This window comes from Streptomyces sp. BYX5S, from assembly GCF_054724165.1.
In genome coordinates, this window is sequence record NZ_CM138829.1 from 588915 (window position 1) to 602982 (window position 14068).

Below are 14068 nucleotides of genomic sequence, written 5' to 3' on the forward strand. Positions count from 1 at the left end.
TGATGGAGCCCCTGCGGCGATTGAGCAGCGGGGTCCGGGGCGGAGCCCCGTGGCCGTGAGGTCGCGGGGTGGGCACGGCTACCCTTGAACGGTGAGTAGCACAGAGCCTCAGGGTCCCCTTCTCGGCGCCGCGGACATCCGCGAACTCGCCGCGGCGCTGAACGTCCGGCCGACCAAACAACGCGGCCAGAACTTCGTCATCGACGCCAACACCGTCCGCCGCATCGTCCGCACCGCGAACGTGACCGAGGACGACGCCGTCGTCGAGGTGGGACCCGGTCTCGGCTCACTCACCCTCGCGCTCCTCGAAGCCGCCCGCCACGTCACGGCGGTCGAGATCGACGACGTGCTCGCCGCGGCGCTCCCCGCCACGATCGAGGCCCGCCTCCCGGCGAAGAAGGACGCCTTCGACCTCGTCAACGTCGACGCGATGCAGGTCACCGAGCTCCCCGGCCCCGCCCCCACGGCACTCGTCGCGAACCTCCCGTACAACGTCGCCGTGCCCGTCCTGCTGCACATGCTCGACACGTTCCCGACGATCGAGCGGACACTGGTGATGGTGCAGGCCGAGGTCGCCGACCGGCTCGCCGCCGGGCCCGGCTCCCGCGTCTACGGCGTCCCGTCCGTGAAGGCCAACTGGTACGCGGAGGTCAAGCTCGCCGGCCGGATCGGCCGCAACGTCTTCTGGCCCGCCCCGAACGTCGACTCCGGCCTCGTCTCCCTCGTCCGCCGCGCCGAACCGATCCCCACCACCGCCTCCAAGGCGGAGGTCTTCGCGGTCGTCGACGCCGCCTTCGCCCAGCGCCGCAAGACGCTGCGCGCCGCGCTCGCCGGGTGGGCGGGTTCGGCGCAGGCCGCCGAGGAGGCGCTGGTCGCGGCGGGCGTCTCCCCGCAGGCGCGCGGCGAGGCGCTGACCGTCCACGAGTTCGCCCGGATCGCGGAGGCCAGGAACCAGTGAGTGCGACCGTACGCGTACCCGCCAAGGTCAACGTCCAGCTCGCCGTCGGCGGCGCCCGCGCGGACGGCTTCCACGACCTGGCGAACGTCTTCCTCGCCGTGGGGCTGTACGACGAGGTGACGGTGTCGGAGGCGGACGCCTTCGCGCTGACCTGCACGGGTCCGGGGTCCGACCAGGTCCCGCTGGACCGTACGAACCTCGCGGCCCGTGCCGCGTTCGCCCTCGCCGAGCGCCACGGTCTCGGCGAGCCCACCGTCCGTATCCACATCGCCAAGGACATCCCGGTCGCCGGGGGCATGGCGGGCGGCTCCGCGGACGCGGCGGGCGCGCTGGTCGCCTGCGACGCGCTCTGGGGCACGAACGCGTCCCGCGAGGAACTCCTCGACATCTGCGCCGAGCTGGGCAGCGACGTGCCGTTCAGCCTGGTCGGCGGGGCGGCGCTCGGCACCGGGCGGGGCGAGAAGCTTCAGCCGCTCGACGTGGGCGGGGAGTTCTGGTGGGTGTTCGCCGCGGCGGACGGCGGGCTGTCCACCCCGGCGGTGTACGGCGAGTTCGACCGCCTCAGCCCCGACGCGCCCCCGGAGCCCGTCGCCGCGCCCGCCCTCCTGGAGGCGCTGCGCACCGGCGACGTGGAGGCGCTCGCCGCCACGGTCACCAACGACCTCCAGCCCGCGGCGCTCTCCCTCTTCCCGTCCCTGAAGGACACGCTTGAGGCGGGTACCTCGGCGGGGGCGCTGGCCGCGCTCGTCTCGGGGTCCGGGCCCACGACGGCGTTCCTCGCGGGTGACGAGTCCTCGGCGCGGAAGGTTGCGGCGGCCCTGGCCGGGTCGGACCTGTGCCGCACGGCCCGCGTGGCCCCATCCCCCGCCCCGGGCGCCACCCTCCTCTAACCCCCTGGGGCTCCGCCCCAGACCCCGCTCCTCAATCGCCGGAGGGGCTTGATGTGCCGGGCCCCTGCTCTCCACCTGCCGGAGGGGCGTGATGCGCCGGCCACCTGCTCCTCAATCGCCGGAGGGGCTGAAAAGCCTCAAGCACCGGCGGGGCTGAAGAAGCCCCGCGACACATCGAGCCCCTCCGGCGATTGAGAAGCAGTGCTGGCACGCATCGAGCCCTGCCGGCCCACATCGAGCCCCTCCGGCGATTGAGGAGCGGGGTTCGGGGCGGAGCCCCGAGGGCGTGGGAACGGGTGACCGGCGGCTTCGGCGTGCCGACTACGCTGGAGGACTGGCCCACCCCCCCCGGAGCGGAGCGAAATGGCAGTCAATCTGGTCAACGTCGAAAACGTCTCGAAGGTCTACGGCACCCGTGCCCTCCTCGACGGCGTCTCCCTCGGCGTACAAGAAGGCGACCGGATCGGCGTGGTCGGGCGCAACGGGGACGGCAAGACCACCCTCATCCGCATGCTCGCCAAGCTGGAGGACGCCGACACCGGCCGCGTCACCCACAGCGGCGGCCTGCACCTCGGCGTCCTCACCCAGCACGACTCCCTCGACCCGGCGGCCACCGTCCGCCACGAGGTCATCGGTGACATGGCCGACCACGAGTGGGCCGGCAGCGCCAAGATCCGCGACGTGCTGACGGGGCTCTTCGGCGGGCTCGACCTGCCCGGTTTCCCGCAGGGCCTGGACACCGTCATCGGTCCGCTCTCCGGCGGCGAGCGCCGCCGTATCGCCCTCGCCAAGCTCCTCATCGCCGAACAGGACCTGATCGTCCTCGACGAGCCGACCAACCACCTCGACGTCGAGGGCATCTCCTGGCTCGCCCAGCACCTGCGCGCCCGCCGCTCCGCGCTCGTCTGCGTCACCCACGACCGCTGGTTCCTCGACCAGGTCTGCACCCGCATGTGGGACGTGCAGAAGGGCGACGTGTACGAGTACGAGGGCGGCTACAGCGACTACGTGTTCGCGCGCGCCGAGCGCGAGCGCATCGCCGCGACCGAGGAGGCCAAGCGGCAGAACCTGGTCCGCAAGGAGCTGGCGTGGCTGCGCCGCGGCGCCCCGGCCCGCACCTCCAAGCCCCGCTTCCGCGTCGAGGCCGCCAACGAGCTGATCGCCGACGTCCCCGAGCCGCGCGACAAGAGCGAGCTGATGAAGTTCGCCAACGCCCGGCTCGGCAAGACCGTCTTCGACCTTGAGGACGTCACCGTCACCGCCGGACCGAAGGTGCTGCTCAAGCACCTCACCTGGCAGCTCGGCCCCGGCGACCGCGTCGGCCTGGTCGGCGTGAACGGCGCGGGCAAGACGTCCCTGCTGCGCGCCCTCGCCGACGCCGCCCGCAGCGACGGCGACGTGCAGCCCGCAGCCGGGAAGATCGTCGTCGGCAAGACCGTCCGCCTCGCCTATCTCTCCCAGGACGTCACCGAACTGCCCGCCACCCTGCGGGTGCTGGAGGCCGTCCAGCAGGTCCGCGACCGCGTCGACCTCGGCAAGGGCCGGGAGATGACCGCGGGCCAGCTGTGCGAGCAGTTCGGCTTCGCGAAGGACAAGCAGTGGACGCCGGTCGGCGACCTGTCCGGCGGTGAGCGCCGCCGCCTCCAGCTGCTGCGCCTGCTCATGGACGAGCCGAACGTCCTGTTCCTCGACGAGCCGACCAACGACCTCGACATCGAGACGCTGACCCAGCTGGAGGACCTGCTCGACGGCTGGCCCGGCTCGATGGTCGTCATCTCCCACGACCGGTTCTTCCTGGAGCGCACCACCGACAACACCTTCGCCCTGCTCGGCGACGCCACCCTGCGGATGCTGCCGCGCGGCATCGACGAGTACCTGGAGCGCAGGCAGCGCATGATCGAGGCCGCGTCCCCCGCGCCCGCGGCGGCGCCCGCCGCGGCCGAGAAGGCGGGCCCCTCGGCGGCGGACGCGCGCGCCGCGAAGAAGGAGCTCCAGAAGGTCGAGCGGCAGATGGACAAGATCTCCGAGAAGGAGACCAAGTTGCACACGCAGATCGCCGACAACGCCACCGACTTCGAGAAGGTCGCGAAGCTGGACGCGGAGCTGCGTGAACTCGTCGCCCAGCGCGAGGAGTTGGAGATGCGCTGGCTGGAGCTCGCCGAGGACGCGTGACGGTGCGGACGGCGGGGGCGCCCGCGTGCCCGCCGCGCCGGCGTGCCGGGTGATAGAAAGGCCGCTGGTACGTCAGTAGGAACTGGGGGGAGTGCTGATGACTCAGCCGCCCAACTGGCCGCCGCCCGGCGGATTCGACAGGCACATACCGCTCCCGCCCGAGCTGCCCCCGGCCCCGCCGCGGGAGCGGCCCGGTCACGACTACGCGGAACGGCCCCCGCGGCACGACCCGTCCGCACGCCCGACGCGCTCACCGGGTCAACCGTCGTCCGGAGATCAGCCGAACGAGGAGCAGTCGCACGCGCACCGGCCCCAGCCGCCCGCACGGCAGCCGTACGGCCACCAGCAGCCCGACGCGCCGCAGCACCCCGACGGCCGACCGCACCCCGACGAACCGCAACAGCCCGATCCGCCGCGGAAGTTCGGCGGCGGCAGGCTCTCGCCGCTGGCGTTCATCGGCGCCGGTGTCCTGGCCGTCGCCCTGATCGCCGGCGCCGTCACCTACGTCGCGGTGTCCGGCGACGACACCGGAACGGGCTCCGCGGCCCGCGGCAAGGACGGCGACGGCTACGACGGTTCCGCGGCGGAGCGGCCCCCGGCCGACCCGTCCGCCGGGAACACGCTGCGGCTGGCCGCGCCGAAGGTGGCCAAGCGCCAGGTGGACAGCGTCAAGGGGTCCTGGCTGAGCGGCGGTACGTACGCGAAGGCGGAAGTGAACCGGATCGTCGGCCACGACGCGGACACCGGCAGGAAGACGTGGACGCTGCCGCTGCCGGGACAGTCGTGCGCGGGGACGGCGGGCGTCTCCGACGACGGGTACGCCGCCGTGGTCAGCGAGGACGGCAAGCGGTCCGCGGACCACAAGCCCCGGCCCTGCACCCGGATCACCGTCTTCGACCTCAACACCGGGGACGAGGTCTGGTCGAAGACCGTGCGGCAGGGCACCAAGGACCGCCGGTTCGAGGAGCTCTCGATCTCGGGCGGCACGCTCGCGGCGGGCGGCGCGTTCGACGGCGGCGCCGCCTTCGACCTCAGGACCGGCCGGATCCTGTGGCAGCCGGACACCGGCAGCTGCCAGGACCTCGGCTACCGGGGCGGCGCGCGCCTCGTCGCCGTCCGCAAGTGCGGCGGGTACGGCGACGAGCAGTACCAGGTGCAGCTCCTGGACCCGACGACGGGCGGACCCAAGTGGTCCTACGCGCTGGCCACCGGCCCGACCACCGTGCAGGTGCTGTCCACGAGGCCGGTCGTCGTCGGCATCGGCGCCGGGGACAACGCGTCGGGGACGATCGACGAGATCCTCACCATGGACGACCGCGGGAAGCTGACCTCGAAGTTCGCCGTCGACCCCGAGAAGTACGACCTCGGGTGCGAGGCGGGGAAGACCGAGGGCTGCGCGAAGACCACGGTCGGCAACGGGCGCGTCTACCTCGCGACCCGGCAGCGGTCCGCCACCGGCAGCACCGGGGCCACCGGGAAGACCGCGAAGTCCGGTGCGGGCAACGAGATCGTGTCGTACGACCTGGAGACCGGCAAGCGCACCGGTGACCGCGTAGCGGGCGGCAGGTACGACATCTTCCCGATGCGGATGGACGGCGGGAACGTGCTGGCGTTCAAGACGGGGGTGTACGGCGAGGGCAGCGAGGTCGTCACGATCGACCCCCGCACCAGGAAGCAGCGCACGCTGCTCAGGACCCCGGACACGGAGGACGTCCAGGACGCGATCACCAGCATGGCGCCGGGTCAGTCCACCACCGAACTCCACTACGCCAACGGCAGGTTGTTCCTGGGTGCGGCCGTGATCAGTGCTCCGTACGGCAAGGACGACAAGCGGTACACGGCACTCGGATTCAGCACCGGCTGAGCACTGCCTTTGAGCTCCTGTACCCCCAAACATCCCTCAATGGACTGGATTTCAGCATTCAGGGCCGCTTCTGGCCGGTAGGGGGCGCGCAACCTCGAACAAGCGTGTAGCTTCCGGGGGATGAAGAAGGACGGGGAGTCGGGGGGCTCGCCTGTCCTTGGGGGGCCCGGGGGTTCGCGGGGACACCCGGGGTGGATTGGGGGGTTGGCCCGATGGGAGTGCGGCTGATGGTGGTCGACGACCACCGACTGCTCGCCGAGGCGCTGGCCTCGGCCCTGAAGCTGCGCGGGCACCGGGTGCTCGCGGCGGCCGCACCGGCGGCCGGTGCGGCGGAACTCGTCATCTCGCGGGCGCCGGAGGTCTGCCTCCTGGGCACCGCGACCCCCGCGGAGCCGGGCACGTTCGACCCGGTGGTCCGTATCAAGCGGGAGCGGCCGCAGGTGGCGGTGGTGGTGCTCGGCCCCGTTCCGTCCCCGCGCGGCATCGCGTCGGCGTTCGCGGCGGGTGCCTCCGGCTACGTACGGCACGACGAGCGCATAGAGGGTGTGGAGCGCGCGCTGATGAAGGCGCGGGCGGGGGAGGCGGCGGTGGCGCCGGCGCTGCTCCAGGGCGCGTTCGGGGAGTTGCTGAATCCGGCGGCGCAACCCGACGACGAGGGGCAGCGGTTGCTCCAGATGCTCACGCCGCGCGAGGTGGAGGTGCTGGTCAGAGTCGCGGACGGCGAGGACACCCGGCTGATCGCGGCGGGCATGGGCATCGCCCCGTCCACGGCCCGCACCCACGTGCAGCGCGTCCTGATGAAACTGGGCGTCGGCTCCCGCCTCGAAGCGGCGGCGCTGGCCGCGCGGACGGGCCTCCTGGACCGCGCGGGCCCGGTGGGTTCGCCAGAACCGGAGTCTTAGGCTAAAGTTGATCACACGTTGAACGGCGCAACTCGCGGCGGACAACAGTGCGTTGGTGGTCCAAGGAAAGACGCCCCGCTTCCTGCGGGGAAATGCAGGTGCAAGGCCTGCCCGGCGCTCCACCGAACGAAGTCCCATCCCGCCCCGGCGGGGTGGGACTTCGTCGTTGCGGGGTTTCTTCCGATCCAGCTGAACAGCCCTGGGGCCCACCACTTGAGCAAGTGGTGGGCCCCAGGGCTGTGTGCGGTGGGTGTTACTCGGTTGCCTTGGTGGCCTCCGCGAGTTCCTCCGCGGACGGCGGCACCGTCGGGCGGAGCTTCATCCAGGCCAGGAAGAACACGCCGAGGAGCAGCATGCCGATGCCGGTCCACAGGTTGATGTTGATGTCCTGGGCCTTCTTGAGGTCGGCGTCGGAGGCGGTGAAGCCGGCGATCGTGACGATCACGCCGTACACCACGAAAAGGCCGCCGATGATGCGTCGCACGTCGAAGAGGCGGGCCGCCGTCGCCGACTTGGCCTCCAGCTCCTTCACTTCCTCGACGTGCTGGTTCATGTCGTCGCTCATGTCGTGTACCTCGGACCTCAGAAGGAGAACGGGATGTAGCAGATGGCGGCGAGGATGATCGCGCCCCAGCCCAGCAGGGCCGGCTTGCGGTACCACGCGTCGTCGCCCTCGGCCGGCGGCTCCTCCATGCCGGGCGACTTCGTGCCGTACACGAGACCGGCCAGCTCCTCGGCGGGCTTGGACTTGGTGCACAGCGTGACCACGAACATCACGACCGCGCCGACCACGAACGCGACGATCGACGAGACGAAGTTGGCGCCCTGGTCGGAGGGGATCGAGATGACGCCCTGCTTGTAGAACCAGAAGTAGTTCACCATCGCGGCCACCGTGCCGGACAGCAGGCCCCAGAATCCGGCCGCCGGAGTCGTGCGCTTCCAGAACATGCCGATGATGAAGACGACGAAGAGCGGCACGTTGAAGAACGAGAACAGCGTCTGCAGGTAGTTCATGATGTTGCTGAAGCTGCCCGCGATGAACGCCGTGCCCATGCCGATCAGCACGCCGACGGCGGTGACGACCCGGCCGGTCTTCAGGTAGTACCGGTCGCTCTGGCCCTTCTTGATGTACGCGGCCCAGATGTCGTTGGTGAACACCGTGTTGAACGAGGACACGTTGGCCGCCATGCCCGCCATGAACGCGGCGAGCAGACCCGTGACCGCGATGCCGAGGACACCGTTCGGGAGCAGGTCGCGCATCAGCACCGGGATGGCGTCGTTGTACTGGAGGCCGTCCGCGCCGCCCTTGCCCAGCGAGGGCTCCATGACGAGGGCGATCAGACCGGGGACCACGACGACCATCGGGATGAGGATCTTCGGGAAGGCGGCGATCAGCGGCGTGCGCTTGGCGGCGGAGAGGTTCTTCGCGGACAGCGCGCGCTGCACCTCGGCGAAGTTCGTCGTCCAGTAGCCGAAGGACATCACGAAGCCGAGGCCGAGCACGATGGTCAGCCAGTTGGCGCCGAGCGGGTTGGCCTCACCGATGCCGGTGCCCTGCCAGGCGGTCATGAACGAGTCGCCGTGCGAGTTCGACAGCGAGTCCGTGATGCCGTCCCAGCCGCCCACGCGCTTGAGGCCGACGATCGTCAGCGGGATGAGCGCGGCGAGGATGACGAAGAACTGGAGCACCTCGTTGTAGATCGCCGAGGAGAGCCCGCCGATCGTGATGTACGCGAGGACGAAGAGGCCGGCGATGACGATCGCGACCCACTGCGGCCAGCCGAGCAGCGCCTGGAGGACCAGCGCCATCGCGTACAGGTTGACGCCCGCGATCAGCACCGAGGAGACGGCGAAGATGATCGAGGAGAGCAGGTGGGACGAGGGCCCGAAGCGGTGCAGCAGGAACTCGGGGACCGAGCGCACCTTCGACGAGTAGTAGAACGGCATCATCACGAGGCCGAGGAAGACCATCGCCGGGATGGCGCCGATCCAGTACCAGTGGACGGTGTAGAGGCCGTACTGCGCCCCGTTGGCCGCCATGCCGAGGATCTCCGTGGCACCGAGGTTCGCGGCGACGAACGCGAGACCGGTGACCCACGCGGGCAGCGAACGCCCGGACAGGAAGAAGTCGAGGCTGGTCTTCACGGAGCGGCGTGCGGCGAAGCCGATGCCCAGGACCACGACGAAGTAGATCGCCATGATCGCGTAGTCGAGGCCGTTGGTGGGCAGCCGGAGCCCCTCGGCCAGGGTTGTTGTGGGGGACAGCATGTGTAGATCTCGCTTCGTTGCGCGAACTGAAACAGTCCGGAACCTACGCCTCCGGCTTCAATAAGTGAACAGTTCTCTTGATGTTCTTTGTTGGATTGTGATCGAGGACTCTCTCGGAGTGCTCGTGAGAGCACAGAAAGCGCACGGCGGCCCCACGCGACGCGTGCCGGTTCCTTCCCTTGACGCTGCTGTTGGCTTATGCTTTGTTGTGTTTGGTTCTGTTTGGTTGGTGCGATGAGGAGCATCGGACGTGAAGAAGACGTCGACCCGGCTCGCCGACGGTCGTGAGCTCATCTACTACGACTCGCGCGACGACGTCGTCCGGGAAGCGGCCGACCGCCGCCCCCTCGACCGCACCGTCACCACCTCGGAGATCCGCCGCGACCCCCTGCTCGGCGACTCCGTGGCCATCGCCTCGCACCGGCAGGGCCGCACCTACCACCCGCCGGCCGACGAGTGCCCGCTGTGCCCCTCCGAGGGGGAGCGGCTGAGCGAGATCCCCGACTCCTCGTACGACGTGGTGGTCTTCGAGAACCGCTTCCCCTCGCTCGCCGGGGACTCGGGCCGCTGCGAGGTCGTGTGCTTCACGTCCGACCACGACAAGTCCTTCGCGGACCTCACCGAGGAGCAGGCCGGCCTGGTCCTCGACGCGTGGACCGACCGCACCGCCGAGCTCTCCCACCTCGACTCCGTCGAGCAGGTCTTCTGCTTCGAGAACCGCGGCGCCGAGATCGGCGTCACCCTCGGCCACCCGCACGGCCAGATCTACGCCTACCCCTTCACCACGCCGCGCACGGCGCTGATGCTGCGCAACGCCGCCGAGCACAAGGAGCAGACCGGCGGCCGCAACCTCTTCGCCGACGTCGTGGAGAAGGAGGTCGAGGACGGCTCCCGGGTCGTCGTCGACGGCGAGCACTGGGTGGCCTTCGTGCCCTACGCCGCGCACTGGCCCTACGAGGTGCACCTCTACCCCAAGCGGCAGGTCCCCGACCTGCTCGCGCTCGACGAGGACGCACGCACAGAGTTCCCCAAGATTTATCTGGAACTCTTGAGGCGCTTCGACCGGATCTTCGGTGAGGACCAGCCGGCGACGCCGTACATCGCGGCCTGGCACCAGGCCCCGTTCGGCTCGCTGGACGAGTTCGAGGGCGTCAACCGTGACGACTTCGCGCTGCACCTCGAGCTTTTCACCATCCGCCGCACTTCCGGCAAGCTGAAGTTTCTCGCGGGTTCCGAGTCCGGCATGAGTGTGTTCATCAACGACGTGCCGCCGGAGGCCGCGGCCGAGCGACTGCGAGAGGTAGCGAGCAAGTAATGGGCAAGTACCTGGTCACGGGTGGTGCGGGATACGTCGGCTCCGTCGTCGCCCAGCACCTCATCGAGGCGAACCACGAGGTCACCGTCCTCGACAACCTCTCCACCGGCTTCCGCGAGGGCGTGCCCGCGGGCGCCGCCTTCGTCGAGGGCGACATCCGCGACGCGGGCAAGTGGCTCGACTCCTCCTACGACGCCGTGCTGCACTTCGCCGCGTTCTCGCAGGTCGGCGAGTCCGTCGTGAAGCCCGAGAAGTACTGGGCCAACAACGTCGGCGGCACCATGGAGCTGCTCGCCGCGATGCGCGCCGCGGACGTCCGCAAGCTGGTCTTCTCCTCGACCGCCGCCACGTACGGCGAGCCGGTGAACACCCCGATCACCGAGACCGACCCGACCGCGCCGACCTCCCCGTACGGAGCCTCCAAGCTCGCGGTCGACCACATGATCACGGGTGAGGCGGCCGCGCACGGACTGGGTGCAGTGTCCCTTCGGTACTTCAACGTGGCGGGCGCGTACGGCAGTTGCGGCGAGCGGCACGATCCCGAGTCGCACCTCATCCCGCTCGTCCTCCAGGTCGCCCAGGGCAAGCGCGAGGCGATCAGCGTCTTCGGCGACGACTACCCGACCGCCGACGGCACCTGCGTCCGCGACTACATCCACGTCGCCGACCTCGCCGAGGCCCACCTCCTCGCCGTCGAGGCCGCGCGGCCCGGCGAGCACCTCATCTGCAACCTCGGCAACGGCAACGGGTTCTCCGTCCGCGAGGTCATCGAGACCGTCCGCCAGGTCACCGGGCACCCGATCCCCGAGGTCGTCGCCCCGCGCCGCGGCGGCGACCCGGCCGTCCTCGTCGCCTCCGCCGACGCCGCGCGCGAGCGCCTCGGCTGGAACCCGTCCCGCGCGGACCTCGCGGGCATCGTCGCCGACGCCTGGGCGTTCGCCCAGGCCCGTGAGCAGCAGTAGTCACTACGAGGGTCAGGTAGCCAACTGATGTCCGTCGCCACGCAGTTCAAGGACCTGTTCGGGTACGAGCCCGCCGGAGTCTGGGCGGCCCCCGGCCGCGTCAACCTCATCGGCGAGTACACCGACTTCAACGAGGGCTTCGTCATGCCGCTCGCGCTGCCGCACACCGCGGTCGCCGCGGTGGCCCGGCGCGAGGACGGCGTGCTGCGCCTGCACTCCGCCGACATCGACGCCCCCGTCGTGGAACTGCGCGTCGACGAACTGGCCCCTCTGTCGAAGTACGGGCAGGGCGGCTGGGCCGCGTACCCCGCGGGCGTCGTCTGGGCGCTGCGCGACGCGGGCCACTCGGTGGGCGGCGCCGACATCCACCTCGCCTCCACGGTGCCGACCGGCGCGGGCCTGTCCTCGTCGGCGGCCCTGGAGGTCGTCACCGCGTACGCGATGAACGACCTGTACGAACTCGGTCTCGCCGGAGCCGAGTTGGCGGTCCTCGCGCAGCGCGCCGAGAACGCCTTCGTCGGCGTGCCCTGCGGCGTCATGGACCAGATGGCCTCGGCGTGCGCCACCGAGGGGCACGCCCTGCACCTCGACTGCCGCGACCTGTCGATCCGGCAGGTCCCGTTCGACCTGCCGGCCCACGGCCTCCAGCTGCTCGTCGTCGACACCCGCGTCAAGCACGAGCTGGGCGACGGCGCGTACGCGGAGCGGCGGGCGGGCTGCGAGGAGGGCGCCCGCGTCCTCGGCGTCTCGCACCTGCGTGACGTGTCGTACGCCGAACTCGGAAGTTCCGTCGCGGAGTTGGAGCTGGCCGGGGTCGACGAGAAGGTCGTCCGCTACGTCCGCCACATCGTCACCGACAACCACCGCGTCGAGCGCGTCATCGAACTCCTCGACGCGGGCGACGTGCGCGCCATCGGCCCGATCCTCGTCCAGGGCCACGTCTCGCTCCGCGACGACCTGCGGATCTCCTGCCCGGAGCTCGACCTGGTCGTCGGCACGGCCATGACCTCCGGCGCGGTCGGCGCCCGCATGACGGGCGGCGGCTTCGGCGGCTCCGCGGTCGTCCTGGTGGAGGCCGACGACGCCGACACCGTCACGAAGGCGATCACCACCGCCTTCGCCGATGCCGGTTTCACGGCGCCGCGCGTGTTCCCCGCGGTCCCCTCCGCGGGCGCCCGCCGCCAGTCCTGACGCCAGTCCTGACGCCTCAGCCGAGCCGCTTCGTCAGCGTGAACTCCTTGATCCCCGGCGGGTAGTCGGGGATCACGGACATCACCTCGTACCCGTGCAGCCGGTAGAAGCCCGGCGCCTGGAAGTCCCACGTCTCGACACGGGAGTTGGCGCAGTCGCGCTCCTCGTGGGCGATGCGTTCCGCCTCCGCGAGCAGGCGGGAGCCGAGGCCCTCGCCGCGGTGCCGCTCGGCGACCCAGAGCAGGTCCACGTGCAGCCAGAACGCCCACGTGTACGCGTCGATCCCCGCGGCCAGCTCGCCGTTCTCCTCCAACGCCCAGACCTGGAGCGGGACATGCTGATCGGCGGGGGTGCCGCGGAGTTCCCGCAGCCGCGGTGACGCCTCCGTATTGGTGTCCCTCAGCAGCGACCGGAGCAGCAGACCGCGCTCTTTGTCGACTTCTGTCTCCATGCGAAACATGCGCATCACCATAAACGCGCAGGACAGTCACTGCTCCGCCAACCGGCAACCAGTTCTGCGAATTGACTTCCCCTCGGAGCCGTCCCCTCTACTCTGATGGCTAGCACCGGTGGGGGCCGGTGCCGATCAGGGGGCGAGACAGCCGGGTACGACGCCCGGAGTGGGGGCAGCAGTTGCGCGCACGGCGGCGGCCGTGCCGCCGCGGCGGACCGCACTCCGGGCGCCGTACCTGCGTTGGTCCCTTCCCCGACGAGGTATCCCCTGCTCCGCACGGAGCTCGGGGAAGGGGGTAATCACGTGGTACGCATCCGGGTCCTGGTCGTCGACGACCACCGCATCTTCGCCGAGTCGCTCGCCGCGGCACTCGCCGCCGAGCCCGATGTCGACGTGTCGGCCGCGGGCAGCGGCCCCGCCGCTCTGCGCTGTCTCGACCGGGCGGTCGCCGAGGGCCGCCGCTTCGACGTCCTGCTGATCGACGCGGACCTGGGCGCGGCGTCGCTCCAGGGCATGCGCGCGCCGGCGGCCGTGCCCGACAGCGCCGCTCAGGACGGCCTCGTCGACGGCATCTCCCTGGTGGCGGGCGTCCGTTCGGCCCAGCCCGCCGCGCGTACGGTGGTGCTCGCCGAGCGGGACGACCCGCGCCGCGCGGCGCTCGCGCTCCAGGCGGGGGCGTCCGGCTGGGTCGCCAAGGACTGCTCCCTGTCCCGCCTGCTGACCGTCATACGGGGCGTGCTGCGGGACGAGACGCATCTGCCGCCGGCGCTGCTCACGGGCGTTCTGCGGGAGTTGACCGCCGCCCGCAAGCACCGCACCGAGTCGGAGCGGCTCGTCGAGTCGCTGACGCCGCGCGAGCGGGAGGTGCTGCGCTGCATGGTGGCGGGCCTGGGCCGCAAGGCGGTGGCGGAGCGGCTGTTCCTGTCGCCGCACACGGTGCGCACCCACATGCAGAACGTGCTGGGCAAGCTCGGGGTGCACTCGACGCTCGCGGCGGTCGCGCTCGCGCGCAGGGCGGGCGTGGGCCCGGTCGACCTGGAAGCGGCGAGCTGAGCGCGATCAAGCCCTGGGGCGATTCGAGGGCCGGGCACA

12 protein-coding genes are annotated in these 14068 nt (G+C 70.9%); 9 read left to right on the plus strand and 3 right to left on the minus strand.

Annotation, left to right across the window (positions count from 1 at the left end):
* Positions 1-91: 91 nt before the first annotated feature.
* The 5 genes from rsmA (at position 92) to ACYBSK_RS02715 (ending at position 6786) form a co-directional block, all read left to right on the plus strand.
* A complete protein-coding gene (gene rsmA, locus ACYBSK_RS02695) occupies positions 92-958 on the plus strand; it encodes a 16S rRNA (adenine(1518)-N(6)/adenine(1519)-N(6))-dimethyltransferase RsmA (protein WP_457475199.1) in 867 nt (288 codons plus the stop codon).
* Positions 955-1848 carry a 4-(cytidine 5'-diphospho)-2-C-methyl-D-erythritol kinase gene (locus ACYBSK_RS02700; RefSeq protein WP_460245054.1) on the plus strand — a complete coding sequence of 298 codons (894 nt, stop codon included), beginning with the start codon at positions 955-957 and terminating at the stop codon, positions 1846-1848. The genes rsmA and ACYBSK_RS02700 overlap by 4 nt, the downstream gene beginning before the upstream one ends.
* Positions 1849-2211: 363 nt before the next feature.
* The gene (locus tag ACYBSK_RS02705; RefSeq protein WP_457475201.1) at positions 2212-4020 is read left to right on the plus strand and encodes an ABC-F family ATP-binding cassette domain-containing protein; all 1809 of its coding nucleotides are present in this window, start codon (positions 2212-2214) and stop codon (positions 4018-4020) included.
* Positions 4021-4117: 97 nt separating this feature from the next.
* On the plus strand, positions 4118-5884 hold the full coding sequence (locus ACYBSK_RS02710; protein ID WP_457475202.1) for an outer membrane protein assembly factor BamB family protein: 1767 nt from the start codon (positions 4118-4120) through the stop codon (positions 5882-5884).
* 212 nt (positions 5885-6096) lie between these two features.
* On the plus strand, positions 6097-6786 hold the full coding sequence (locus ACYBSK_RS02715) for a helix-turn-helix transcriptional regulator (protein WP_457475203.1): 690 nt from the start codon (positions 6097-6099) through the stop codon (positions 6784-6786).
* Between the two features lie 253 nt (positions 6787-7039).
* On the opposite strand, the gene ACYBSK_RS02720 is transcribed toward ACYBSK_RS02715, so the two are convergent.
* Entirely contained in the window at positions 7040-7351 is a 312-nt protein-coding gene (locus ACYBSK_RS02720) for a hypothetical protein (RefSeq protein ID WP_457475204.1), read from the minus strand.
* Positions 7352-7368: 17 nt separating this feature from the next.
* Positions 7369-9054, minus strand: coding sequence for a sodium:solute symporter family protein (locus ACYBSK_RS02725; protein WP_460245055.1), 1686 nt, complete (start codon positions 9052-9054; stop codon positions 7369-7371).
* A gap of 250 nt (positions 9055-9304) precedes the next feature.
* On the opposite strand from ACYBSK_RS02725, the gene galT reads away from it, so the two are divergent.
* The 3 genes from galT to galK are packed head-to-tail and all read left to right on the plus strand — an operon-like array spanning position 9305 to position 12522.
* The gene (gene galT / locus ACYBSK_RS02730) at positions 9305-10369 is read left to right on the plus strand and encodes a galactose-1-phosphate uridylyltransferase (protein WP_457475206.1); all 1065 of its coding nucleotides are present in this window, start codon (positions 9305-9307) and stop codon (positions 10367-10369) included.
* Positions 10369-11331, plus strand: a complete 963-nt coding sequence (galE, locus tag ACYBSK_RS02735; protein WP_457475207.1) for a UDP-glucose 4-epimerase GalE — start codon at positions 10369-10371, stop codon at positions 11329-11331. Before galT ends, galE begins: the two co-directional genes overlap by 1 nt.
* 27 nt (positions 11332-11358) lie before the next feature.
* The gene (gene galK, locus ACYBSK_RS02740; RefSeq protein ID WP_460245056.1) at positions 11359-12522 is read left to right on the plus strand and encodes a galactokinase; all 1164 of its coding nucleotides are present in this window, start codon (positions 11359-11361) and stop codon (positions 12520-12522) included.
* A 16-nt stretch (positions 12523-12538) separates the two neighbouring features.
* Here galK and ACYBSK_RS02745 read toward each other — a convergent pair whose 3' ends face one another.
* Positions 12539-12994 carry a GNAT family N-acetyltransferase gene (locus ACYBSK_RS02745; RefSeq protein WP_460245057.1) on the minus strand — a complete coding sequence of 152 codons (456 nt, stop codon included), beginning with the start codon at positions 12992-12994 and terminating at the stop codon, positions 12539-12541.
* Between the two features lie 285 nt (positions 12995-13279).
* Between ACYBSK_RS02745 and ACYBSK_RS02750 the strand changes: the two genes are divergently transcribed.
* Positions 13280-14029, plus strand: coding sequence for a LuxR C-terminal-related transcriptional regulator (locus tag ACYBSK_RS02750; protein WP_457475210.1), 750 nt, complete (start codon positions 13280-13282; stop codon positions 14027-14029).
* The last annotated feature ends 39 nt before the right edge of the window (positions 14030-14068 follow it).